General features: G+C 66.4%; 22 protein-coding genes. 10 read left to right on the top strand and 12 right to left on the bottom strand.

What is annotated here, in order from left to right; genetic code table 11:
- Nucleotide 1: 1 nt before the first annotated feature.
- Both ACE3TJ_RS02355 and argC read right to left on the bottom strand, forming a co-directional pair.
- Nucleotides 2-541 (bottom strand): GNAT family N-acetyltransferase, encoded by a 540-nt coding sequence (locus ACE3TJ_RS02355; RefSeq protein ID WP_374593467.1) that lies wholly within the window; start codon nt 539-541, stop codon nt 2-4.
- A complete protein-coding gene (gene argC / locus ACE3TJ_RS02350) occupies nt 538-1,578 on the bottom strand; it encodes an N-acetyl-gamma-glutamyl-phosphate reductase (RefSeq protein WP_374593465.1) in 1,041 nt (346 codons plus the stop codon). The genes ACE3TJ_RS02355 and argC overlap by 4 nt, the downstream gene beginning before the upstream one ends.
- A gap of 117 nt (nt 1,579-1,695) precedes the next feature.
- On the opposite strand from argC, the gene ACE3TJ_RS02345 reads away from it, so the two are divergent.
- On the top strand, nt 1,696-2,217 hold the full coding sequence (locus ACE3TJ_RS02345; RefSeq protein WP_374593463.1) for a hypothetical protein: 522 nt from the start codon (nt 1,696-1,698) through the stop codon (nt 2,215-2,217).
- Here ACE3TJ_RS02345 and motA read toward each other — a convergent pair.
- The 7 genes from motA to gcvA form a co-directional block, all read right to left on the bottom strand.
- Nucleotides 2,214-3,086 carry a flagellar motor stator protein MotA gene (gene motA / locus ACE3TJ_RS02340; RefSeq protein ID WP_374593461.1) on the bottom strand — a complete coding sequence of 291 codons (873 nt, stop codon included), beginning with the start codon at nt 3,084-3,086 and terminating at the stop codon, nt 2,214-2,216. The two genes, ACE3TJ_RS02345 and motA, sit on opposite strands and share 4 nt — an antisense overlap.
- A 70-nt stretch (nt 3,087-3,156) precedes the next feature.
- Nucleotides 3,157-3,762: a thioredoxin family protein gene (locus tag ACE3TJ_RS02335; RefSeq protein WP_374593459.1), complete on the bottom strand. Its 606-nt coding sequence runs from the start codon at nt 3,760-3,762 to the stop codon at nt 3,157-3,159.
- A 38-nt stretch (nt 3,763-3,800) separates the two neighbouring features.
- Nucleotides 3,801-5,855 (bottom strand): protein-disulfide reductase DsbD family protein, encoded by a 2,055-nt coding sequence (locus tag ACE3TJ_RS02330; protein WP_374593457.1) that lies wholly within the window; start codon nt 5,853-5,855, stop codon nt 3,801-3,803.
- A gap of 84 nt (nt 5,856-5,939) precedes the next feature.
- Nucleotides 5,940-6,440, bottom strand: coding sequence for a 30S ribosomal protein S9 (rpsI, locus tag ACE3TJ_RS02325; protein ID WP_374593455.1), 501 nt, complete (start codon nt 6,438-6,440; stop codon nt 5,940-5,942).
- Nucleotides 6,441-6,442: 2 nt separating this feature from the next.
- A complete protein-coding gene (gene rplM, locus ACE3TJ_RS02320; protein WP_374593453.1) occupies nt 6,443-6,916 on the bottom strand; it encodes a 50S ribosomal protein L13 in 474 nt (157 codons plus the stop codon).
- 153 nt (nt 6,917-7,069) lie between these two features.
- The gene (locus ACE3TJ_RS02315) at nt 7,070-8,092 is read right to left on the bottom strand and encodes a COX15/CtaA family protein (protein WP_374593451.1); all 1,023 of its coding nucleotides are present in this window, start codon (nt 8,090-8,092) and stop codon (nt 7,070-7,072) included.
- Between the two features lie 38 nt (nt 8,093-8,130).
- On the bottom strand, nt 8,131-9,018 hold the full coding sequence (gene gcvA, locus ACE3TJ_RS02310; protein WP_374593449.1) for a transcriptional regulator GcvA: 888 nt from the start codon (nt 9,016-9,018) through the stop codon (nt 8,131-8,133).
- An 88-nt stretch (nt 9,019-9,106) separates the two neighbouring features.
- Here gcvA and ACE3TJ_RS02305 point away from each other — a divergent pair, with 88 nt between their 5' ends.
- From ACE3TJ_RS02305 to ACE3TJ_RS02285, 5 genes are read left to right on the top strand one after another with little or no spacing between them, the layout of a single operon-like run.
- Nucleotides 9,107-10,120: a 2-oxoadipate dioxygenase/decarboxylase family protein gene (locus ACE3TJ_RS02305; RefSeq protein WP_374593447.1), complete on the top strand. Its 1,014-nt coding sequence runs from the start codon at nt 9,107-9,109 to the stop codon at nt 10,118-10,120.
- 40 nt (nt 10,121-10,160) lie between these two features.
- A complete protein-coding gene (locus ACE3TJ_RS02300; RefSeq protein ID WP_374593445.1) occupies nt 10,161-11,357 on the top strand; it encodes an aspartate aminotransferase family protein in 1,197 nt (398 codons plus the stop codon).
- Entirely contained in the window at nt 11,357-12,358 is a 1,002-nt protein-coding gene (locus ACE3TJ_RS02295) for an arginine N-succinyltransferase (RefSeq protein WP_374593443.1), read from the top strand. The genes ACE3TJ_RS02300 and ACE3TJ_RS02295 overlap by 1 nt, the downstream gene beginning before the upstream one ends.
- Nucleotides 12,355-13,761: a succinylglutamate-semialdehyde dehydrogenase gene (gene astD, locus ACE3TJ_RS02290; RefSeq protein ID WP_374593441.1), complete on the top strand. Its 1,407-nt coding sequence runs from the start codon at nt 12,355-12,357 to the stop codon at nt 13,759-13,761. The genes ACE3TJ_RS02295 and astD overlap by 4 nt, the downstream gene beginning before the upstream one ends.
- 28 nt (nt 13,762-13,789) lie before the next feature.
- Nucleotides 13,790-14,902 (top strand): S-(hydroxymethyl)glutathione dehydrogenase/class III alcohol dehydrogenase, encoded by a 1,113-nt coding sequence (locus ACE3TJ_RS02285; RefSeq protein ID WP_374593439.1) that lies wholly within the window; start codon nt 13,790-13,792, stop codon nt 14,900-14,902.
- On the opposite strand, the gene ACE3TJ_RS02280 is transcribed toward ACE3TJ_RS02285, so the two are convergent.
- Nucleotides 14,899-16,440: a phospholipase D family protein gene (locus ACE3TJ_RS02280; protein ID WP_374593437.1), complete on the bottom strand. Its 1,542-nt coding sequence runs from the start codon at nt 16,438-16,440 to the stop codon at nt 14,899-14,901. The genes ACE3TJ_RS02285 and ACE3TJ_RS02280 overlap by 4 nt on opposite strands.
- A gap of 137 nt (nt 16,441-16,577) precedes the next feature.
- Here ACE3TJ_RS02280 and ACE3TJ_RS02275 point away from each other — a divergent pair, with 137 nt between their 5' ends.
- The gene (locus ACE3TJ_RS02275) at nt 16,578-17,816 is read left to right on the top strand and encodes an acetyl-CoA C-acetyltransferase (protein WP_374593435.1); all 1,239 of its coding nucleotides are present in this window, start codon (nt 16,578-16,580) and stop codon (nt 17,814-17,816) included.
- A 14-nt stretch (nt 17,817-17,830) separates the two neighbouring features.
- Nucleotides 17,831-18,607 (top strand): SDR family NAD(P)-dependent oxidoreductase, encoded by a 777-nt coding sequence (locus ACE3TJ_RS02270; RefSeq protein ID WP_374593433.1) that lies wholly within the window; start codon nt 17,831-17,833, stop codon nt 18,605-18,607.
- Nucleotides 18,608-18,625: 18 nt separating this feature from the next.
- Here the strand turns inward: ACE3TJ_RS02270 and ACE3TJ_RS02265 are convergent, their stop codons facing one another.
- Nucleotides 18,626-19,345 carry an SIMPL domain-containing protein gene (locus ACE3TJ_RS02265; protein WP_374593431.1) on the bottom strand — a complete coding sequence of 240 codons (720 nt, stop codon included), beginning with the start codon at nt 19,343-19,345 and terminating at the stop codon, nt 18,626-18,628.
- Nucleotides 19,346-19,441: 96 nt separating this feature from the next.
- Nucleotides 19,442-19,702, bottom strand: a complete 261-nt coding sequence (locus ACE3TJ_RS02260; protein ID WP_374593429.1) for a GlsB/YeaQ/YmgE family stress response membrane protein — start codon at nt 19,700-19,702, stop codon at nt 19,442-19,444.
- A 362-nt stretch (nt 19,703-20,064) separates the two neighbouring features.
- On the opposite strand from ACE3TJ_RS02260, the gene ACE3TJ_RS02255 reads away from it, so the two are divergent.
- Both ACE3TJ_RS02255 and ACE3TJ_RS02250 read left to right on the top strand, forming a co-directional pair.
- Entirely contained in the window at nt 20,065-21,234 is a 1,170-nt protein-coding gene (locus tag ACE3TJ_RS02255) for an efflux RND transporter periplasmic adaptor subunit (protein ID WP_374593427.1), read from the top strand.
- Between the two features lie 22 nt (nt 21,235-21,256).
- Nucleotides 21,257-24,391 carry an efflux RND transporter permease subunit gene (locus ACE3TJ_RS02250; RefSeq protein WP_374593425.1) on the top strand — a complete coding sequence of 1,045 codons (3,135 nt, stop codon included), beginning with the start codon at nt 21,257-21,259 and terminating at the stop codon, nt 24,389-24,391.
- The last annotated feature ends 37 nt before the right edge of the window (nt 24,392-24,428 follow it).

The following is a 24,428-nucleotide window of genomic DNA, read 5'->3' as shown; positions in this document are numbered from 1 at the left end:
ATCAATCCCAGGCGCGCGAGCGGGAATAGGTGATGATGCGCGTTTCCTGGCCGCCCGTGGTGGCGGAGGTTTCGTAGAAATCCAGCTCGGGCCTGCGGCGCATCCGCAGACGGTCCATCAGCCCCCAGCTGCGCGTGTTTTCCGACATGGTGATCGCGATGATGCGCTCGACATCGAGATTGGCGAAGCCCCAGTCGAAGCTCGCGTAGGCGGCTTCCTTGGCAAAGCCCTGGCCCCAGCAATCGTGCCGCAGGCGCCAGCCGATCTCGATCTCGCCGTCAACGGGCGTGCCGGGCTTTTCGCAGAGGAGAAGCCCACAGAAGCCGATGAACGAGAAGTCCGCCTTGCGCTCGATCGCCCAGAAGCAGTGGCCGCGCTCTTTCTCGCTCTGGATCATGCGCTCCATGGCGGCGTCGGCGTCTGCCGCGCTGCGGGGGCCGCCGAGGTGCTCCATGACGCGCTTGTCGGCGCAGAGCATGCGGAACGGCAGGCGATCGGACTCGCGCCAGGGGCGGAGTTTCAAACGGTCTGTAACGATCATGGGAAGAGCGGCGCCTGCAGGAGCCCGGTGGTTTCGGGAAGGCCGAACATCAGGTTCATGTTCTGGATCGCCTGGCCCGACGAGCCCTTCACGAGATTGTCGATGGCGACGATGACGATGGCGCGGCCGGGGATGCGATCCTCGAACACGTTCATCACGCAGTGGTTGGAGCCCCGCACCATGCGCGTCGCCGGAGCCTTGCCCTCGGGCAGCAGGTGCACGAACGGCGCAGCGGCATAGCGGTGGCCGAGCGCGGCGCGGAGATCGGAGGCGGACTTGCCGGGCATCAGTTCGACCGTGATGGTTTCAAGCTCGCCGCGGTTCATCGGCACGAGATGCGGCGTGAAGCTGATGGTGACGGCGCCGTTCGCGCGCTTCGAAAGCTCCTGCTCGATCTCCGGCATGTGGCGGTGGCGGCCGATGCCGTAAGGGTGCACGGCCTCCGCGACCTCTGTGAAGAGGTTCGCTTCCTTGAGGCTGCGGCCCGCGCCGGAGACGCCGGAGAGGGCGTTGATCGTGATCCGCTCGTGGCCGATGAGGCCGGATTCGAGGAGGGGGAGCAGCGCGAGGAGCGCGGCGGTCGGGTAGCAGCCGGGGCAGGCGACGATCCGCGCGGCGGGGAGAAGCTCGGCGGCGTATTCGGTGAGGCCGTAGATCGCATCGGGCAGCAGCTCCGGCGCGGGGTGCTCGTTGCCGTACCATTCGGCGTAGGTCTTCGCGTCGTTCAGCCGGAAATCCGCCGACAGGTCGATGATGCGCGGGCCCACGAGCGTTGAAAGCAGCGCGGCGGAGGCGGCATGCGGCAGGCAGCCGAACACGGCGTCGATGCCCGCCCAGTCGATCTCCTCGGCGCGGGCGAGACCGGGGAGTGGCACGTGGGCGAAGTGCGGCCACACGTCCGCCATCGCCTGACCCGCCTTCGCATTGGCGCTGAGCGCGGCGATTTCGATGTTCGGATGCGTGAGCGCGAGGCGAACGAGATCGGCGCCGGTGTACCCCGACGCTCCCAGCACGGCGATGCGGACTTTCTGCGACATGGAGGGCGCTTAGCGGATATGCGAAGACGTTTCCAGACGGCGTGCGATGGACGGCGAAAGACGGCATGAGGATCATGCGTTACGTTCGGCCCGCAGTGGGCGGGGAGAAACGAAGACATGGCATTCGGCGCTTTCGGCAACGGGCCGCAGCAGATGGAGAAGAGCGCCTTCTTCAAATGGTTCAGCATGAAGCCCGCAGGAGATTTGCTGTGGCGACCCGAGAGTGAAGTGTTTCGGGATCAGGTGTCGTTGGCGGCGGAGACTGGCGCGGATGGGCGATTTTCCATGCTGACGCTTTCGCTGACGCGCGCGATGCTGGACGAGCCCGCACAGACCATGTTCGGGCGCGACATCGTGAAAAGCTTCCTCGAAGATGTTGCGGGCCGCGACCGGCATGTGCGCGCACTCTCGGCTGAAATCTTCCACCGCGCGCCGGGTACGCCCGTCCTGCGAGGGCAGGCGCCGCCGGATTTGCCGGATGAACCCTCGGCGGGGTTTTTGACGGTGATGGGTGAACTTCCCGCATGGTCGACCGAACCGGGGCGGGTAAAGATCAGCATGACGAACCGTGATGGCCGTCTTGAGGTTCGCGCCGATCGGAAGCCGTCGCGCGGTTTTCTCGCAAGGCTGTTCAGCTAGACGAGGTCGCGCGGCAGGGCGTCGAGCGCGGCTTCCATTTCGGCGAAGGTGGGGGCGTGGTTCGAGGGGGTGGTGCGGCGGCCGAGTTCGACGGCGACCTGCGGGGCCTGGCCTTGCAGGTGGGCGACGATGACGGTTTTCACGAGCGTGAGGTACTTCGCCTCCGCATCGATCACCTGCGCGAGGCGCGAGGCGATGGGGCCGACGACGGTGTAGCTGAGGAGCACGCCGAGGAAGGTGCCGACGAGTGCGCCGCCGATCATGGCGCCCAAGACTTCGGTGGGCTGGTCGACCGAGCCCATGGTCTTGATGACGCCGAGCACGGCGGCGACGATGCCGAGTGCGGGGAGGCTGTCTGCGAGTGTCTGGAGCGCACCCTGCGCCTGATATTCTTCGGCGACGTGGCGGTCGAGATCGGCCTCCATCGCATCCGCCATCTGGTTCGGGTCTTCGAAGTTCATCGCCATCATGCGCACGTAGTCGCAGATGAAGGAGACTAGCGCCGGGTCTGCCGCGATGCGCGGGAAGGCCGCGAACAGGCGCGATTCCTCAGGGTATTCGATGTGGCTTTCGATCGCGACGACGCCCCGCGTGCGCAGCGTCTTGATGAGGAGGAAAAGGAGGCAGAGGAGGTCGCGGTAGTCGGCCTTCCCCCAGCGCTCGCCTTCGAACGCGCGGCGCACGCCTTCGGCGGCGCGGCGCAGAGTCGTGCTGCTGTTGGCGATGATGAAGGCGCCCGCCGCCGCGCCCGCGATGATGAGCAGCTCCTGCGGCAGCGCCCCGGCAATGATGCCGAGTTCGCCGCCCGCAATGAGGAAGCTGCCGAACACGCAGACGAGCACGATGGCCAGCCCGAAAAAGATAATCACGACCCACGACCCCGCGAGACAGGTACACGTTCTCAGGGGCTATGGTGCGGGTGGGCTGGTTAAGGGCGTTTTAAGCGTCCGGGTATTTCACCGAGCAGCCGTAGGCGCGCGTGACGGGGCTGGCGACGGCACGACCCGCAGCGACGTCGCCGAGCGCCGCGGTCACGTAGTTCTTCGCGGCCTTGATGTCGGCGGGGTTCGCGGTCGGCTTGTCGTCGATGGCGCCCGCGTAACGGAGCACGCCCTTGCCGTCGATCACGTACATGTGCGGCGTCGCGCGCGCGTCGTACGCCTTGCCGATCTTGCCCGCCGGATCGAGCAGATAGGCCGTGGGCTGGAACTTCCAGTCCTTCATTTCCTTCGCGGCGAGCGCGGAATCGACATGGCCCTGCTTGCCGGGCGCGCTGCTGTTGACGGTGAGCCAGACGCCGCCGCCTGCCTTCGCATCGGCCTGCAGCTTCTGCATGTTGCCCGAATCATAGTGCTTCTTCACGAACGGGCAGCCGCTGTTCGTCCATTCGAGAACGACGGTTTTCCCGGCGAAATCCTTGAGGCTGACGGTCTTGCCCGCTGCGGTCTGCGCGGTGAAGGCGGGGGCGGGCTTGCCGACTTCCGGTGCGGCTGCTGCTGCGCCCGCGAAAGCGATGGCTGCGAAGGCGGCGATGGCGGTTTTCATGTCTCGTCTCCTTTTCGTGAGAGGCGAGGATGCCACAATCAGGCGCGGCGGGCGAGTTCCAGCATCAGTGCCTCGCTGAGAAGCTGCGGCAGCACCTCCGCCTCCTTGCCGCGCGGGTAGAAGAGATAGAGCGGAACCCCCGCGCGCCCGTGACTTTCGAGGAAGCGCGTGATCGCGGGATCGGCGTTGGTCCAATCCCCCACGAGCGTCGGGATTCCGGCATCCGTGAAAGCTGCGGTGACGGCGGGGGCAGAGAGCGCGCCGTTTTCGTTCACCTTGCAGGTGATGCACCAGTCTGCGGTGAAATAGACGAACACCGGGCCTTCGGCGCGAAGCGCGGCGAGGCGGGCCTCCGTGAACGGTTCGAGATTGGGGAGCGCAGCATTGGCGACGGGTGCCTCGGCACGCGGCGTGATGAGCAGGACGGCTGCCACGGAGAGCGCGGCAACGACGAGCGGCACGGCGGCGGGGCGGCCCCCGTGCTGGCGGATACCGACCCACCAGAGCCCGGCGGCGAGGAACACGGCGGCGGCGAGGCCGAAGCTCATGCCCGAAACGCCCGCCTGACGCCCGAGCACCCACGCGAGCGCAACGGCGGTGGCGAACATCGGCAGCGCCATGATGCGGCGGAACGTGACCATCCACGGACCCGGTTTCGGCAGGCGGTTCCGAAGCGCGGGGATGAAGCCGATCAGGATGAAGGGCAAGGCGATACCGAGCCCGAGCCCGGCGAAGACGAGCAGGCCGAGCGCGGTGGGCAGCAGAATCGCCGCGCCGAGCGCGAGGCCCATGAAGGGGCCGGTGCAGGGCGTCGCGACGATGGCGGCGAGCGCACCGGTCCAGAACGCGCCCTGCGTGCCGCCGCGCGATGCGAGCGCGTCGCCGCCCACGCGCGGCGCGCTGATTTCGAACAGCCCGGCGAGGTTGAGCGCGATGGCCGTGACGAGCAGCAGGAGGAGGAAGATGACGCGCGGGTCCTGGAGCTGGAAGGCCCAGCCGACCTGCGCGCCCGCCGCGCGGAGTGCGAGGATTGCCGCGCCGAGCGCGACGCAAGTGCCGACGACGCCCGCCGTGTAGGCAAGCGCCTCTCGCCGCGCCGCGGCTTCGGAATGGCCGCCGTTCGCAAGGCTGAGCGCCTTGAGGCCGAGGATCGGAAACACGCACGGCATGACGTTGAGGATGAAGCCGCCGAGTATGGCGAGCGCGAAGGCTGTGAGCGCCGAAGGCAGGCCCGGCTGATGCTGTTCGTGCCCAGCGGAGGCCAGCGCTGCGCCCGCTGCCGCGACCTCGCCCGCGTTTGCGGTGAGGCTGGCACCGAAATGGCTGCCGTCGGCACGGTCGAGCCGCAGCACGCCGCTTACTGCGCCCGGATCGACGTTCGCGCCTGCCGTGGTTTCGATGATGAGCGTGTCGCCGCTGCGGCTTACCGTCTGCGGGGCATCGTAGTCGAGAACGCCGTCTGCTTCCGGGAAGAAGTAGGCACGGCTGATGTCGCCCGCGCCGGTTGTGTCGACCGAGAGGCGGAACGTGCCGTCTGCGCGGGCATAGCGCGCGGGCCAATCCACCGGGCGGGGCAGGGCGGCGCGCGCCTTTTCGAAGCGGGGCTGAGCAGCTGCGTCCGCCGCACCGTCGCCGACCTTGAGGTCGAGTGCGAGATCGGCGCTTTCCGGGACGCACAGCTCATCGTCGCAGACGAGATAGTCGACGCGCACCTTCACGGGGAGCGGTGTGCCGGGGGCAAGCTGCGGCACCGAAAGGTCGACGAGCAGCGCCGCTTCGCCTTCGAACACGTAGTTCATGATGCCCGAGACGGTGAACGTCGACGGCACGGGATAGCGGATGGCCGAGGCGGTGGCACCCTTCGGCAGTGTCCACGCCGCCTGCGTTTCCATGCCCGCGCTGCCGGGGTTCTTCCAATAGGTGTGCCAGCCCTTGCGGGGCGTCGTGACGATCGCGAGCGCGGCGATCTTGCCCGGCGCGGGCGCCGCGCTTTCCGCGATCAGCTCGACGCGCGTGTTGGGGTTCTGAACGGCGCTCGCCGCAAGGGCGGGCGACGCGAGGGCGGCAAGCAGCAGGAGAACGGCGCGAAACATAGCGCCAAGGCTTAATGGCACTCGCCACAAACGGAAAGGGCCGGCGTTGCGGCCGGCCCTTTTGAACGTGCTTCTGAAAGCGGACTAGCGCTTCGAGAACTGGAAGCTGCGGCGTGCCTTGGCGCGGCCGTACTTCTTGCGCTCGACGGTGCGGCTGTCGCGGGTGAGGAAACCCGCCTGCTTCACGACCGTGCGGAGACCCGGCTCGTACTTGGTGAGCGCCTGGCTGATGCCATGCTTCACCGCGCCGGCCTGACCCGAAAGACCGCCGCCCGAAACGGTGGCGACGACATCGAACTGGTCGTTGCGGCCCGAAATCTCGAACGGCTGGTTGATGACGAGGCGCAGCGTCGGACGCGCGAAATACACGGTCTGATCGCGGCCATTCACCGTGATCTTGCCCGTGCCCGGCTTCAGCCACACGCGGGCGACAGCATCCTTGCGGCGGCCGGTCGCATAGGCGCGGCCCTGCGCGTCGATTTCCTGCTCGCGCAGCGGCGCGGAGGAGACGGCCACAGGCGTGCCCGCGACGGTTTCGACGGCGAGGTCCTTCAAATCCTCAAGACCCATCTTCTCTTCAGACATGATCAGGCACCCACCTTGTTCTTGCGATTCATCGCGGCGACGTCGACGACCTGCGGATTCTGTGCGACATGCGGATGTTCTGCGCCCGCATAGATGCGAAGGTTGCGCATCTGCGCGCGGCCGAGCGGCCCGCGCGGAACCATGCGCTCGATCGCCTTCTCGAGCACGCGCTCCGGGAAGCGGCCTTCGAGAACCTTGCCGGCGGTGACGCCCTTGATACCGCCCGGATAACCGGTGTGGCGGTAGTAGGTCTTGTCCTTGAGCTTGTTGCCCGTGAAGCGGACCTTATCGGCGTTGATGACGATGACGTTGTCGCCGCAATCGACGTGCGGCGTGAAGATCGCCTTGTGCTTGCCGCGCAGGCGATTGGCGATGATCGAGGCGAGACGGCCCACGACGAGACCGTCGGCATCGATCAGCAGCCACTTCTTTTCGACTTCGGCGGGCTTCGCCGAGACCGTGGACTTGGTGTGCATGGTTCGATCCCAAAACAAAGGCGGGCCGCATGAAGCCGCCCGCGTGAACCGCGCGGCATATGATGGAGCGCCCCGAAAGCGTCAAGCGAAATAGGTGTTTAGGCGTGGGGTATTATGGTGTTCAGACAAATTTGCGTGCGGAATCAGGGGCTTTCAGCGCATCCGGTATCCCGGCCTGCCGAGGCCATGCGCGCACGAGACCGACGCCCACACCAGAAGCGCCGCCACGGCCTGATGCGCGACCGCGACGTGGAGCGCGACGCCGGTGAGCAATGTGGCGATGCCGAGGATGATCTGCGCGGTGAGCAGCAGCAGGACGAGACGCGGCGCGCTGCCGCCGCTTTCGCGCGACGTGCGCAGCGAGATGATGACGAGCAGCGCGGCGGCGATCCACGCCCACCAGCGGTGTACCCACTGCACGACGACGGGGTTGTCGACGACGTTGCGCCAGAGCGGCTCCAGCCATTCCACGCCTTCGGGGAAGAAACGCCCGCCCATCAGCGGCCATTCGGCGAAGGCGTGGCCCGCATTGAGGCCCGCGACAAACGCGCCGAGGACGATCTGGACGGCGAGCACGAGGAGCGTGAGCAGGGCGAAGCCGGTGAGGCGTGAACGGCGCTCGCCGCGCGCGTGCGCCGTCAGGTCACGCGCGGTCCAGACGAGGCCGCCGAGGATGAAGAGCGCAGTGCCGAGATGCACGGCGAGGCGGTCGTGCGCCACGTCGGGACGGTCTATGAGGCCCGAGGCGACCATCCACCAGCCGATCGCGCCTTGCAGTCCTCCCAGCGCGAGGAGCGCGAGAAGGCGCGGCTTGTAGCCTTCCGGGATCGCCCGGCGGGCCCAGAACCACGCGAGCGGCAGCGCGAAGGCGAGGCCGATGAAGCGGCCGAGGACGCGGTGCAGATATTCCCAGAAGAAGATCGCCTTGAATTCGGACAGCGACATGCCCCGGTTGACCTTCTGGTATTCGGGGTAGGCCTTGTAGGCTTCGAATTCTGCGTGCCACTCGGCATCATTCAAGGGCGGGACGACGCCCGAGATCGGTTCCCAGCGGACCATCGAGAGGCCGGATTCGGTAAGCCGCGTGATGCCGCCGACGACGACCATCGCGAAGACAAGCGCGGCAACGACATAAAGCCAAAGCGCAATGGCACGGGGGCGGGCAGAGGTTGTCATGCGGCGGGATTAATGCAGCGCGCAGGGCGCGCCAAGCGCTACGATGACGCGGCCTCCCGCACCAGCCAGTCGCGGAAGCGGGCAAGCGCTTCGCTGCCGCCGGTTTCGGGCGACACGAGATAATAGGCGTTGTCGGTGGCGAGCGGCAGATCGAAGGGCGAGACGAGGGCGCCCGATGCAAGCTCCGGCTCTATGAGGAAGCTGGGAATGAGCGCGGCGCCCGCGCCCGCTGCGGCGGCCTGCGCGAGCATCAGGAAATGTTCGAAGGTTGGGCCGGACACGGTGGGCGTGGTTACTCCGGCGAGGCGGAACCAGCGTGCCCACGCATCCTTGCGGGAGGTCTGGAAGAGCAGCGGCTTGCCGATGAGATCGGCGGGAGAGCCGAGAGGGTTCGCCGCGAGCCATGCGGGCGCGCAGACGGGGATCGAGGTTTCGCGGAACAGGAAGTCGTGCGCGGCGCCGGGCCAATCGGGGAGGCCGAAGTGTATCGCGGCGTCGAAATCCTCGTCGGCGAAATCGAACGTGTCCGAGCGTGCGGCGAAATTGACGACGAGGTCGGGGTGCTCGGCGGTGAAGCGGGGAAGGCGCGGGGCGAGCCAGCGCATACCGAAGCTGGGCAGAGTGGCGATGCTGAGCGCGTTTTCGGGACGTTTGGTTGCGAGGCGGGCGGTGGCGCGGCGGATGCGATCAAGCGCCGGGGTGATCTCGTCGGCATAAGCGCGGCCGTCACTGTTCAGCGCGACGCGGCGGCCGGTGCGATCAAATAGCGGCGTCTGCAGCCAGTCCTCCAGGAGCGCGATCTGGCGGCTGACGGCGCTTTGCGTGAGGCCGATCTCTTCACCGGCGCGAGAGAAGCTGCCGTGACGCGCGGCGGCGGCGAAGCTGGCAAGCGCCCCTATCGGCGGCAGGTGGCGGCGTTCACTCATTCCAAACTCGCATGAGCAGATGAAGGCTCCTTGTTTGCCATATCAATCGTTTCCTGACAATTGGCGCCGGAACGCAGGGAGTTTTGTCATGTCGAATGCGAATGTAGCCACGATCGAACGGCTGGTGATGGATACGCTGGGGCCGCAGGCGGGTGTGAAAGCGCTCGGCGCGCTTGCCATCGACGCGGCACTGCTTGCCGAAACCGGCGAGACGGTTTCGCGCGCGGGCTTCGCGATGGCGCTGAATGTGCTGCTGTTCGACGATCTTCTGAAGCGCGTGCCGAGCGGCGCGGCTTATGTGGCGGACACGGTGGCGCGCGGCGAGCGCATCACCTTCGATCACGGCGCGCTGCGTACCATCCGGTTCCGCGAGGGTTCGACCGGTGCACTTCCCGCCGGACAGGATGCATTCCAGCGTATTTTGGAGCCGCTCGGCTACCATGTGGCGGACACCTATCCGCTGCCCGCGCTGCGCATGACGGGTCGCGCTTACTGCCATCGCGATGCGGCGGAGACGATCCCGCAGTTCTTCGTGAGCGAGCTTCATGTCGAGCGTTTTGACGAGGGCTTCGTGCGCGTCGCCGAGCGCGTATTCGGCACGACGCGTGATCCGCTGAGCGCCGATGCGCAGGATGTGCTGGCGGCGTTCGCAGCGGACGGCAGCGTGCCTTACCCGGATGCGCTGCACGCGCTGCCCGCGATCCTCGCCTGTTTTGATTGCCACCACGACGCCGTGTCGCTCGGTGACTATGAGGCACTGCTCGCCCGCTCGGGCGAGGCGGCGTGGATCGCGACCGAAGGCAATGCCTTCAATCACGCGACCGACCGCGTGGCCGATGTCGATGCGCACGCCGCGCGGCTGAAGGCGGAAGGCCGGCCGATGAAGGACAAGGTGGAGGTGTCGAGCAGTGGCCGCGTGCGCCAGACGGCATTCCGCGCCGATACCTTCGAGCGCAAGTTCGCGGGCGGCGTGCGCCGCACCGTGCCGGGCTCGTTCTACGAGTTCATCACGCGCGACGTGGATCCCGCCACAGACGGCCTCGACCTGCGCTTCGACAGCGGCAATGCCACCGGTATCTTCGCGATGACGCGCGCCGCGTAACGCGGTAAGCAGCGCCGAACAGTTTTAGATGGAGAAGACCATGTCCGACAATCTGCTTGGAGTTTACAGCCGGGCGCCCGTCGTCGTCGATCGCGGCGAGGGGGCGTGGCTCTATGATACCGACGGCAACCGCTGGCTCGACTGCGTGATGGGCATCGCCACCGACGCGCTCGGCCACGCGCACCCGAAGCTGGTCGCAGCGCTGGAAGCGCAGGCGAAGAAGCTGTGGCATGTCTCCAACATTTTCCGCATTCCGGGGCAGGAGGCGTTGGCCCAGCGTCTGATCGATTCGACCTTTGCGGACGTCGTGTTCTTCGGAAACTCTGGTTCCGAGGCGATCGAGGGCGCGCTCAAGACCGCGCGGCGCTATCATTTCGTGAATGGCGCGCCCGAGCGGATCGACGTGATCGGCTTTGCGGGCTCCTTCCACGGCCGCACCTATGCGGCGGTGAACGCTTCGGGCAACGCCTCCTACCTCGAAGGTTTCGGGCCGCGGCTTCCGGGCTATGTGCAGCTGACGATCGACGACGAGGCGGGCATCGCCGAAGCCATCGCGCGCCCGACGGCGGCGGCGGTGATCGTGGAGCCGGTGCAGGGCGAAGGCGGCGCGCGGGCGCTGACCGGCGAATGGCTGAAGCGCGTGCGCGACCTCTGCACGCAGCACGGCGTGCTCCTGATCTACGACGAGGTGCAGAGCGGCATGGGCCGGACCGGCAAGCTGTTCGCGCACCAGTGGTTCGAAGGCGTGGAGCCGGACATCATGGCGATCGCCAAGGCGCTCGGCGGCGGGTTCCCCATCGGCGCGTTCCTTGCGACCAAGGACGCGGCGAAGGGCATGGTCGTCGGCACGCACGGTTCCACCTTCGGCGGCAACCCGCTCGCCATGGCGGTGGGCATCGCGGCGTTCGACGAGATCGCCAAGGAAGAGACGCTGGCGCACGCCCGCGCGGTTTCGGCGGAACTCGTGGCGCAGCTCAATGCGCTCAAGGACAAGCACAGCGACCTCATCGTCGAAGTGCGCGGCAAGGGGATGCTGATCGGCCTCAAGCTCGTGCCCAACAACCGCGAGTTCATGGCGCTGGCGCGCGATCACGGCATCCTTGTTGCGGGCGGCGGCGAGAACTGCGTGCGTCTGCTGCCGTCGCTGCTCCTCAGCAGCGAAGAAGCGGCGGAAGCCGTGAAGCGGCTCGACGCGGCGTTCGCCGATGCGCGGACGCGCCTCGCCAAGGCGGCCTGATGCTGGTGATCCGGCCGGCGCGGCCGGCCGATCTCGATGTGATGATGGAACTCGCGGTGCTTTCGGGCCGCGGGTTCACCAGCCTGCCCGAGGACGAAGCGACGCTCTCCGCGCGCCTCGCGCTCGCCGAGGCGAGCTTCACGGGCGCCATCGCACCGGCCGAGGCATGGTACACGATCATGCTGGAGGACACCGAGACCGGCCGCGTCGAGGGGCTGGCCGGGGTGCGGGCGGCCGTGGGGCTGAAACGCCCGCATTTCTCGTTCCGCGTGATGACGCTCGCGCAATATTCGTCGGCCATCGGCACGCGCTTCGATCACCAGGCGCTGGTGCTGGTGAACGAGTGCGGCGGCTGGACCGAGGTCGGTTCGCTGTTCCTGCGCCCCGAGCGGCGCAGCGGCGGCGCGGGCAGCCTGCTCGCGCGTTCGCGCTACATGTTGATCGGCGCCGAGCCGACGCGCTTTTCGCACACGATCATGGCGGAACTACGCGGCTTTTTCGACGAGACCGGCAAGTCGCCGTTCTGGGAGGGCGTCGCCTCCAAATTCTTCCGCCTGCCGTTCGAGGAGGCGGACCGTATGGTGATGTCCACCGACGGCCAGTTCATCCTCGACCTTGCGCCGCGCCACCCGATCTACGTCGACCTGATCGACAAGGATGCGCGCGCGGCGATCGGCCGCGTGCACCGCGACGGCGAACCCGCGCTGGCGCTGCTTGAAAAGGAAGGCTTCGAACGCTCGGGTCTCATCGACATCTTCGACGGCGGGCCGACGATGACCTGTTCGGCGGACGAAGTGGCGACGATCCGCGCGACGCGGACGCTTCGGCTCGAAATCGGCGAGCCGGGCGAGGTACAGGCGCTGCTCTCGACGACGCAGATCGATGGTTTTCGATCGGTGCGCGCGGCGGCGGGTATCGGCGAGACCGCCGTGACGATCAGCAAGGAGGCCGCCGACGCGTTGAAGCTGAGCAGCGGCGATCCGGTGAGGGTGTCGGCATGACGATTTTCCGTTCGATCGATCCGGCCACGGGCGAAACCGTTTGGGAAGGCCCAGCGGCGAGCGCAGACGACTGCGATGCCGCGATTGCAAAGGCACGCGCCGCACTCGGGGCGTGGCGCGCGAGCCCGGTTGACGAACGGATCGCGCTTGCACGGCGCTATGCCGAGGTGCTGGCCGCCCGCAAGGCGGAGCTTTCTCGGCTGATTTCGCGCGAGACGGGCAAGCTCCTGTGGGAAACCGAGGCGGAAATCGCCTCGATGATCGGCAAGGTCGAGGTGTCGATCCGCGCCTTTGCAGAGCGCACCGGCGAGCGGGCGGCGGAGATGCCGTTCGGCCGTGCCGTGCTGCGCCACCGGGGGCACGGCGTGATGGCGGTGCTCGGGCCGTACAACTTCCCCGGCCACCTGCCGAACGGGCACATCATCCCGGCGCTGCTCGCGGGCAACACGGTGGTGTTCAAGCCATCCGAGATCACGCCCGCCATCGGCGAGGCGATGGTGGCGGCATGGGCGGAGGCGGGGCTGCCGGACGGCGTGCTCAATCTCGTGCAGGGCGCGCGGGCGACCGGCGAGGCGCTGGTCGCGGGTGATATCGACGGGCTGCTGTTCACGGGCTCTGCGGGCGCGGGCGCTGCGCTGCGGCGCGCGCTGATCGACCGGCCGAACGTGAGCCTTGCGCTCGAACTCGGTGGCAACAATCCGCTGGTTGCGTGGGATTCGCCGGAAGCGGCGGCATCGATCATCGTGCAGTCGAGTTTCGTCACCACCGGCCAGCGCTGCTCGTGCGCGCGGCGGCTGATCGTGCCCGAGGGCAAGGTCGGTGACGCGATCGTCGACGCCGTCGATGCGATGGCCGGGCGGCTGCGCATCGCGGCGTGGGACGAGGCGGGTGCCGCGTTCATGGGGCCGCTCGTTTCCGACACGGCTGCCGCCGGGGCGCGGATGGCGGCGGACGGGATCGTCTCGCGCGGGGCGAAGGTGATTCGGCCGTTCGAGGGGATCGATGGGCGTTCGGTTGCGTTCGTGACGCCCGCGATCTTCGACGTGACCGGCATCGACGTGCCGGACGCCGAGATCTTCGCGCCGGTGGTGCAGGTAATCCGGGTGCCGGACTTCGACGCGGCGATGCGCGCGGCGAACAACACCGTGTTCGGGCTTTCCGCCGGGCTCATCAGTGAAGACGCAGGGCTGTGGGCGCGTTTCGTCGAGGAAAGCCGTGCGGGCGTGGTCAACCGCAACCGCCCGACGACGGGCGCTGCCGCCAATATGCCGTTCGGCGGACTCGGAGCCTCTGGAAATCATCGCCCAAGTGCGTATTACGCAGCGGACTATTGCGCGTACCCGATCGCCAGTTTCGAGGCGGAAGGGGTTGGCGCAGTGGAGGTTCCCGGATTAGACGGGTGACCAATTTCGCTGACGGGAGGGCTGATTCATGAAGACGCGCGCGGCTGTGGCTTTCGAGGCGAAGAAGCCTCTTGAGATCGTGGAACTCGAACTTGAAGGCCCGAAGGCAGGCGAGGTTCTGGTCGAGATCATGGCGACGGGCATCTGCCATACGGACGCCTACACGCTCGAAGGGTTCGACAGCGAAGGCATTTTCCCGAGCGTGCTTGGCCATGAAGGCGCGGGCATCGTGCGCGAAGTGGGGCAGGGCGTCACTTCGGTGAAGCCGGGCGACCACGTGATCCCGCTCTACACACCGGAATGCCGCCAGTGCAAAAGCTGCCTTTCGGGCAAGACCAACCTCTGCACGGCGATCCGCGCCACGCAGGGCAAGGGGCTGATGCCGGACGGCACGACGCGCTTTTCCTACAAGGGCCAGCCGATCTACCACTACATGGGCTGCTCGACCTTCTCGAACTTCACCGTGCTCCCCGAGATCGCGCTCGCCAAGATCCGCGAGGACGCGCCGTTCCAGTCGAGCTGCTACATCGGCTGCGGCGTGACGACGGGTGTCGGTGCGGTCATCAATACGGCCAAGGTGCAGGTCGGCGACAATGTCGTGGTGTTCGGTCTGGGCGGCATCGGCCTCAACGTGCTGCAGGGCGCGCGGTTGGCGGGCGCCAACAAGATCATCGGCGTGGACATCAATCCCGATCGCGAGGAATGGGGCCGCAAGTTCGGCATGACGGACTTTCTCAATTCCAAGGGGATGAGCCGCGAGGATGTCGTCGCAAAGATCGTCGCGATGACCGATGGCGGCGCGGATTACACCTTTGACGCAACCGGCAATACCGAAGTGATGCGCACGGCGCTCGAAGCCTGCCATCGCGGCTGGGGCACGAGCATCATCATCGGCGTGGCCGAGGCGGGCAAGGAGATCAGCACGCGGCCCTTCCAGCTTGTCACCGGACGCAACTGGCGCGGCACGGCGTTCGGCGGCGCCAAGGGCCGCACGGATGTTCCCAAGATTGTCGACATGTACATGGCCGGCAAGATCGAGATCGATCCGATGATCACGCATGTCATGGGCCTCGAAGAGATCAACAAGGGCTTCGACCTGATGCACGCGGGCAAGTCGATCCGCAGCGTGGTCGTCTACTAAAGCAGCCACTCGATCGGGAGGCGCGACAGGACCCGGATGGCGAGGCGTTGCAGCCGCGTCGTGCCGGGTTCGAGGTCGTGGATTTCGATTTCGTCCCCCTCGTCCTCGCGTTCGATCCAGCGCAGGCGGCCCTTGTCGCTGAGCGTCACTTCGTAGGCGCTCATGGGGATCGCGCTTTCGAAGGCGTCCTGCACGTCGGCGGCAAGCTCGGGGCATTCGATGACGAAGCCGAGCTCGGTGTTGAGCGCGACCGAGCGCGGATCGAAGTTGAATGATCCAATAAATAGACGCGCGCGGTCTACCGTGAAGGTCTTGGCGTGCAGCATCGAACCGCTCGAACGCAGGATCGAGCCGGTGACGGACTTGGCGCCCGAGCCGCCGACGCCGAGCGGCAGGCGGCGTTTCCGGCGCGTGCCTGCGCGCGGGCGCCGCATCTCATAAAGCCGAACCCCGGCGCGGATCAGCGCCTCCCTGCGCTTGGCGTAACCCGCGTGGACGATGGCGACATCGGTGGATTCGAGCGCGTTCGTCAGCACGGAGACCTTGATGTTTTCCCGCGAGAGCGCGGCGAACGCTTCAACGCCGGCGGCGGTCGGCACGAAATAGGCGGAAACCAGACCCATTTCGCGTGACGGTCGCCCGATCGCTTCCTGCAACTGATCGCTGAGCGAGGTGCCGGGCTTTGCCTTGTCGAGCACCTTGGCGGGATCGTCGCTGACCATGCGCACGGGCGCCCAGATGAAGGGCAGCGAGCCGCTCAGCATATCGGTGATGAAGGGCAGGGAGCGGACGGTTTCCACGTAGTTGTGCGCCCTCGGGTCGGCGTGGACGGCGGCCGATCGCTGCGCCAGTTCCTCTAGCTGCTCGATGCCGACGACGGGCAGAACGCGCGTCGCGGGCCATGCCGAGGCGCAGTTCCAGTAGCGGTCGAAGTCGCAGGAGACGTCGTTCACCACCGCGCCGATCGCGAGCACGTCGAGATCGGCGAAGAGGTCGCCGTCGCGCGCAGCGAAATATTCGTCGCCGATATTGCGGCCGCCGATGATCGTCGCCTGGCTGTCGGCGGTGAAGCTCTTGTTGTGCATCCGCCTGTTGAGGCGCTTGAAATCGGTGAGGTAGCCGAGCGCTTTCGGGCGGCGGACGAAGAACGGGTTGAACAGGCGCACCTCGATCATCGGATGGACGTCGAGCGCGGCGAGCAGGTTGTCGAGGCCGGCGATGCCGTTGTCGTCGAGCAGCAGCCGCACGCGCACGCCGCGGTCCGCCGCCTCGCGCAGCGCCTCCAGCATCAGCATCCCCGAAAGGTCGCCGCGCCAGATATAGTATTGCACGTCGAGGCTGCGCTCGGCGGCGCGGGCGAGGAGGATGCGCGCGGCGAAGGCCTGATGCGCGTCGGCGAGCAGATGGATGCCGGAAAGGCCGGGCCTTGCAGCGGCTTCCTGCTCGATACTGCGCCCGAGCCGCGTATCTTCGGTGTCGGACAGCGCCTCGCTCTGAAGGCGCGGTTCAAGGGGCGGCAGGCGTCTGAACCGGCGCACGATCTCTCCCAGCGTTTTCAAGGCCGAGCGTGGCCCAAAGCGGCAGGCGATGCAAACAGGCTGTGAGTTTGAAGCGGTATCCGGGCGCCTGCGCTTTCCTCTAGAGCGGCGCGGAAAGACGAAAACAGGAGACGCATATGCCCGAAGCACTGATCATCGACGCCGTGAGGACGCCGCGCGGCATCGGCAAGGTCGGCAAGGGGTCGCTTGCCGATATCCACCCGCAACAGGTGGGGGCGACGGTGCTGAAGGCGCTCGCCGAGCGGAACGCGCTCAATACCGCCGAGGTGGACGACATCATCTGGGGCACCAGCTCGCAGACCGGCCCGGCAGCGGGCGATCTCGGGCGCATGTCCGCGCTCGATGCGGGGTACGACATCCGCTCTTCGGCGGTGACGCTGGACCGTTTCTGCGGATCGGGCATCACGACGGTGAACATGGCGGCGGCCTCGATCATGTCGGGCATGGAGGACTGCGTGATCGCGGGCGGCACCGAGATGATGTCGCAGACCGGGCAGGGTGTCTCGGCCGACGCCTCCCGTACGATGGACCGCGGCAACCGGCGCCTGCGCGACCGGCATCCGCAGCCGCACCAGGGCGTCTGCGCCGACGTGATCGCGACGCTGGAAGGCATCAGCCGCCGCGATCTCGATACGCTTGCAGTCGTCAGCCAGCAGCGTGCCGCGGCAGCCATCGCGGGCGGGCACTTCGACCGAAGCCTTGTCCCCGTCTACCGCGAGGACGGCAGCCTTGCGCTCGATCGGGAGGAGTTTCCGCGCGCCGGCACGACGCTCGAAAGCCTCTCGCAGCTCCAGCCGGCGTTCACGCGGCTGATCGACATGCCGCTCGACGAGGCGGGGCTGACGTATCGCAGCCTCGTGCGCCAGGCCTATCCCGATCTTGAGATCGAGCACGTGCACCACGCGGGCAACTCGTCAGGCGTCGTCGATGGCTCGGCGGCGCTGCTGCTCGCCTCTCCGTCTTACGCGGCGAAACGGGGCCTGAAGCCGCGCGCCAAGGTGGTGGCGATGGCGAACATGGGGGATTCCCCGACGCTGATGCTGAATGCGCCGGTTCCGGCCGCCAAAAAGGTTCTGGCGAAGGCCGGGCTCACTGTGGACGATATCGACCTCTTCGAGATCAACGAGGCATTTGCCGTGGTCGCGGAAAAGTTCATCCGCGACCTGAAGCTGGACCGCGACCGGGTGAACGTAAACGGTGGGGCGATGGCGCTCGGCCACCCGATCGGCGCGACCGGATCGATCCTCATTGGGACGATCCTCGACGAACTGGAGCGGCGCGACCTCAAGCGCGGCCTCGTCACCATGTGCGCAGCCGGCGGCATGGCGCCCGCGATCATCATCGAACGCGTCTGATAGGGAGAGACATCATGGGTATACCCGCACTTTTCGATCTGACCGGCAAGGTCGCCGTCATCACGGGTTCCTCGCGCGGCATCGGCAAGGCGATCGCGCACCGCATGGCGGAACACGGCGCGAGCGTTGTTGTCTCCAGCCGCAAGCAGGAGGCGTGCGACGAGGCCGTTGCCGAGATCAACGCCGCCGTCGGTCGCGACGCGGCGATCGCGATCACCGCCAATATCTCCGTAAAGGAAGATCTTCAGGCGTTGATCAGCGGCGCGACGGCGAAGCTCGGCAAGATCGACATCCTCGTCTGCAACGCGGCCTCGAACCCGTATTTCGGGCCGATGGCGGGGATCGCCGACGACCAGTTCACCAAGATTCTGCACAACAACATCGTTTCGAACCACTGGCTCATCCAGATGGCCGCACCGCAGATGGTTGAGCGGAAGGACGGGGCGATCATCGTCATTTCGTCGATCGGCGGGCTCAAGGCCTCGACGATGATCGGCGCCTACAACATCTCGAAGGCGGCGGACCTGCAGCTCGTGCGCAACTACGCGGCCGAATATGGCCCCGCCAACGTGCGCGTGAACGCGATCTGCCCCGGCCTGATCAGAACCGATTTCGCGAAGGCACTGTGGGACAATCCCGAAATCCTGAAGCAATCCACCGCGCACTCGACGCTGCAGCGCATCGGCGAGCCCGACGAGATCGCGGGCATGGCGGTGTTCCTTGCTGCGAAGGCGGGTGGTTTCACGAGCGGGCAGGGCTTCGTGATCGACGGTGGTGCGACCGTCGTCTGAAGCCCTGCCCGGCGCGTTCTACTGAAGCTCGAACACCACCGTGACCGTGACGTTGGTGCCGACCTCGCCCGCCTCGACGGGCGGTGCGGCCCCCGCATCTGCGGATTCGGCGCGGACCATCATCTTGGGCATCGGGTAGGGCGGCTGGTAACCACCGCCTTCGCTGATCGAGACGATGCGCTTCACGCGGAGGCCCGCCGCACCCGCATAGAGATCGGCGCGCGAACGAGCCTTCTTGATGGCATCGAGGCGGGCTTCGTTCGTGGCGTCCTCGGGCTTGTCGAGGCCGAAGCTCGGTCCGTTCACCTGATTGGCGCCCTCGCTGACCAGCGCGTCGATCACGTCGCCCGCGCCCGCGAGCTTGCGCAGCTTCACGGTGACGGTGTTGGTCGCTTGATAGCCGATAAGCTGCGGGGCCTTGCGCTCCTCGTAGCTGTATTGCGGATTGAGGTTGATGTTGGAGGTCTGGATGTCGCGCTCGGCGATACCGGCCTTCTTGAGTGCGGCGACCACGCGCGTCATCTGGCCATTGTTGGCCGTGAGCGCGGCGCGCGCCTCCGCGGCCTGCGTGACGACGCCCGCCGAAATGATGGCGATATCGGGAACGCGGGTGCTCTCGCCGGTCGCTGTCAACGACAGCAGGGTCTCGGCGGGTACGCTCGGCGCCGTCTGCGCCGAGACCGGAGTCGCGGCGGTGGCGGCGAGTGCGCCGAGGGCGAGAAGCGTTGCAGTACGCATGTGTTTCATTCCTTTCGTTTTCCGCCCCAACGGATCAGCGGCGGACAGGTCGCCCTATCCGCCGCCTGACATGAACCGAAGTTGAAAAGTACCGGCTTATGCCTGCCGGGACTTGACCAGGCGGTAGATCCACAGAAGCAGAACCGCGCCTGCCGTGGCGATCAGGATGTTGATGAGATTGCTGTTCGCACCGCCAACACCCAGCAGACTGCCGATATAGCCGCCCAGAAGACCGCCGGCGATGCCGATGAGGATGGTGACGATGATGCCGCCGGGGTCCTTGCCCGGCATGATCCACTTCGCAAGCGCGCCGGCGATGAGGCCAACGACGATCCAACCGAGAAAACCGTAGTCCATCTGCTCACTCCTCCTGTTTTCGGAAAAAACCGTAGATGTCCCTCACGTTTCCTGCGGGCGGCCCCGGCGGTTGATACCGACCGGGCGATCCCCGAACGCACTCTCGTCGTGCGTTCGTCGATGATAAAATCCGTTTATCGAATAGCTGTCGAGCCGAAACTTGGTGTGGAGTCTACGCAACTTAGGCTGAAATATTCGGTTCTTGGCTCGTTTGACTGTCGAAAACGTGCTAATTGCCGCCAAGTTTTCATCTTTTCGAGCGATCTCGAACTTCCCGTGTCGTCATGCAGACCTTGCGCTAACTGACTTATTCGGGTAATACACCCTTCGATACAAAACAGGCTCAGTCACTGGCGATGAACATGCATCAACCCGTCGATAGCTCCTTCAAGAGCAGCGTTTCCCGGTCCTGGGCATCGGCCGATGCTGGCCGTCGCCGCCGTCTGCTGATACTGGCGGCGATCCTTGGTGCGGCGGCTGTCGCAGCGTGGCTGATCTTCGGCGGCGGCGCGGAAGCGCCTGCCGAGAACCCGGATGCTGGCCGCCCCTCCATCACGGTGATCGTGCCGGGCACAACGCAGGTCGCGGACAGCGTGACGGCGGTGGGCAGCATTGCCGCGCGCCGCGACATGCCGGTCGGCGTGCAGGGCGAGGGCGGAGCGATTGTCGCGGTTCTTGTCGATGCCGGCGATTATGTGCGGAAGGGACAGGTGCTCGCGCGCATCGATCGTTCGGTGCTCGAGCAGGAAGTGAGCCAGCTGCAGGCCTCCGTGACGCGGGCTCGCGCCGATGCGGCGCTTGCGCAGTCCGAGCTCGATCGGGCGCAGTCGCTGGTCGCGCGCGGGTTCATCTCGAAGGCCGACATCGAGCGGCGCACGGCCACCCGCGACGGCGCCAACGCCGCCGTGGGCGTTGCCGCCGCGCAGCTTCGGGAATCACAGGCTCGGCTCGGGCGGCTCGATATCCGGGCGCCGGAAGCTGGTCTCGTCCTCGAACGCAACGTCGAGCCGGGTCAGGTGGTGAGCTCCGGCAGCCCCGCCGTGTTCCGCATGGCGCAGGACGGCGCGATGGAAATGCGTGCGCTCGTTGCCGAACAGGATCTCGCCGGTATCACGACCGGGCAGTCGGCGACGGTGCAGATGGTCGGCTCGCAGACCGCCTACGCAGGCCGTGTCTGGATGGTGGAGCCGGTGATCAACCCGCAGACCCGCCAGGGCCTCGTTCGCATCGCGCTTTCGGGTGATCGCGCTCTGCGCCCCGGCGGCTTCGCCTCGGGCAAGATCGAGGTGGGCAAAGCCGAACGGCCGTTGCTGCCCGAATCCGCTGTGATGGGCGATGCCGAGAGCAGCTTCGTCTTTGTCGTGGCGAAGGATGGCACGGTCGAGCGCCGCGACGTCAAGGTCGGCGCGGTCTCTTCGGCCGGTGTCGCAATTTCGAGCGGCCTTTCCGGCAAGGAGCAGGTCGTGCAGTCGGCCGGCGCCTTCCTCAATCCGGGCGAGAAAGTCAGCCCGGTTCTGCACAAGCCGCAATAAGCGGCCGACAGGAAGCGAAACGATGCGGAATATCTCGTCCTGGTCGATCCGGAACCCGGTTCCGCCGATCGTGCTGTTCGTGGCGCTGACGCTGGCGGGCATCGTCAGCTTCATCCGCATGGACATCAACAACAACCCGGACGTCAGCTTTCCGATGGCACAGGTGATCATCACCCAGCCGGGCGCTGCGCCTTCGGAAATGAAGACGCAGATCACCCAGATCGTCGAGGCCTCGGTGCGGAACGTGAGCGGTGTCGACGAGATCACATCGTGGGTGACCGAGGGCACATCGACGACGATGGTGCAGTTCGACATCGGCACGCCGATCGACCGCGCCGTGAACGACGTGCGCGACGCGGTGCAGAAGGTTCGCGGCGACCTGCCGCAGGGCATTCTCGAACCGCAGGTGGTGCGCGAGGATATCGACGGCGTGCTCGCCTACTGGACCGTGCAGTCGGTCGACATGACGCTCGAGCAGCTGTCGTGGTTCGTCGATAACGTCGCTTCGAAGCGGCTGCTTTCCGTGCCCGGCATGGCGGTGGCGAGCCGGGGCGGCGGTGTATCGCGCGAAATCCGCGTCGAGCTCGATCCGATGAAGCTGCAGGCGCAGGGCATCACCGCCGCGCAGGTGAACCAGCAGCTCCGCCAGCTCAACCTCAACGCCACCGGCGGGCGCGCCGAGATCGCGGGCGCGGAACAGTCCGTGCGCGTGCTCGGCAACGCGGCCGACGCTGCGGCGCTCGGCGCGACGCAGCTCAGCGTCGGCGGGCGCACGCTCAGGCTTTCCGACGTCGCGAACGTGCGCGATTCCTATGGCGAGCAGCGCGGTCTCGGCCTGATCGACGGGCGTCAGGTGGTGAGCATCCGCCTGGCGAAAGCCAAGGGCTCGTCCGACGTCACGGTCTACAAGGATGCGCTCAAAGTTCTCGACGAACTCGCCAAAGAATATCCCAAGGTGAAGATCACGCCGATGTTCACCACGGTGAAGTATACCGAGCAGCAGTATGAAGCCTCGATGGCGGCGCTGCTGGAAGGTGCCGTGCTGGCCGTGATCGTGGTGTTCCTGTTCCTGCGTGACTGGCGCGCCATGCTGATCTCGGCGACCGCCATTCCGCTTTCGGCGATCCCGGCGTTCTGGTTCATGGACCTGATGGGCTTCACGCTGAACGGCCTGTCGCTGCTCGCGCTCAGCCTTGTCGCCGGTGTGCTCGTCGACGACGCGATCGTGGAGATCGAGAACATCGTGCGCCACATGCGCATGGGCAAGACCGCCTATCAGGCCTCCATGGATGCGGCCGACGAGATCGGGCTCGCCGTCGTGGCGACAACCTCCGCGATCGCCGCGGTGTTCCTGCCGGTCGGCCTGATGGGCGGCGTTACGGGTCAGTTCTTCAAGCAGTTCGGGCTGACGGTCGTCGTCGCCGTGCTGATGAGCCTTGCCGTCGCGCGCATGATCACGCCGCTCATTGCTGCCTATTTCCTGAAGGCGCAGGGCGAGCAGAACCACGGCGACGGCCCGATGATGGACCGCTACCTCGCGCTGCTGCACTGGTCGCTCGATACGCGGAAGGCAGAGAAGGCGCGGGCGCGGCAGGATTGGAAGCGCCATTTGTGGCGCTTTGCCGATCATCGTGTCTGGGTGATGGGGATCGGCGTGGTGGCGCTGCTGCTCACGGTCGTGTCGTTCGCGACGCTGCCGTTCACCTTCCAGCCCGAATCCGATCAGGATTCGACCCAGCTCAAGATCGAGATGGTACCGGGCACCACGCTCGAACAGACCCGCGCCGTTGCCGAGCGCGCAAATGCCGTGCTTCTGAAGGAGCCGGAAACGCAGCTCAGCTACATCGATATCGAGCAGCCGGGCGAGGCGATGATCTACACGCAGCTTAGCGATAAGCGGAAGCGTTCGAGCATCGAGTATCAGAAGCAGCTGACGCCTGAACTGCAGAAGATTCCCGACGCACGCATCACCTTCCAGTCGATGGAAGGCTGGAGCGGCGGGCGCGACGTGACGGTGATGATCGCCGGCGACAACAGCGAGCTGCTGCATGATACCGCGCTGAAGATCGTCGATGAGATGCGGGCACAGAAGATGTTCGTCGCGCCACGTGTCGAGGGCGATCTGCAACGCCCCGAGATCGTCATCTCGCCGCATTTCGATCTCGCCGCGGAGCTTGGCATCACCACGGCGGACCTCAGCGAGACGATCCGCATCGCCACAATCGGCGACATCGATCAGAACGTCGCCAAGTTCTCGCTCTCCGACCGGCAGATTCCGATCCGCGTCGTGCTGCCGGCGGATTCGCGCAAGAACATCGCCACGATCGAGAACCTGCCGGTGCCGACATCGAGCGGCGGATCGGTGCCGCTGAAGGTCGTCGCCGATATCGGATTCGGGGCGGGCCCGTCGATCCTTCGGCGCTACAACCAGCGCGACCGGATCGTCGTGGGCGCCGATCTTGCCGAGGGCTATGTGAAGGGCGAAGGCTTGAAGGTGGCGTTTGCGCTGCCCACCCTCCGCAACCTTCCGGCAGGCGTGGAGCGTGTCGAATTCGGCGAATCGAAGATGCAGGCCGAATTGGTCACGCAGTTCACGATCGCCGTCGTTTCGGGCATCCTGCTCGTGTTCGCGGTGCTCGTGCTGCTCTACAAGCGTATCATGCCGCCCTTCGTGAATATGGGGTCGCTGCTGCTCGCGCCGCTCGGCGGTGCGCTGGCGCTGCACCTCACGGGGCAGGTGATCTCGATGCCCGTGCTGATCGGCCTCTTGATGTTGCTCGGCATTGTTGCGAAAAACTCCATCCTGCTCGTCGATTTCGCGATCGAGGAGATGAACAAGGGTGTGGACAAGGTGACGGCGATCATCGACGCAGGTCACAAGCGCGCGCAGCCCATCGTGATGACCACGGTGGCCATGGCCGCGGGCATGTTGCCGACGGCGCTTTCGCTTACGGGCGACGGCGCATGGCGCTCCCCGATGGGCATCACCGTGATCGGCGGGCTGATCCTGTCGACGCTTCTGACGCTGGTTATCGTTCCCGCGGGCTTCAGCCTTGCCGATGACTTCGAGCGCTGGCTTGGCGCGAAGTTCGGCAAGCTCCTGACGCACGACCATCCGGGCAAGCCGGCAACGGCGCCCGCTGCCCCCGCCGAGTAGGACGGGACGATCGGTCCAGCGCGCACCTGGGTGACCG

This window comes from Sphingosinicella sp., assembly GCF_041916975.1.
Classification (GTDB): domain Bacteria; phylum Pseudomonadota; class Alphaproteobacteria; order Sphingomonadales; family Sphingomonadaceae; genus Sphingosinicella.
This window is presented reverse-complemented; position numbering and strand designations above follow the sequence as displayed.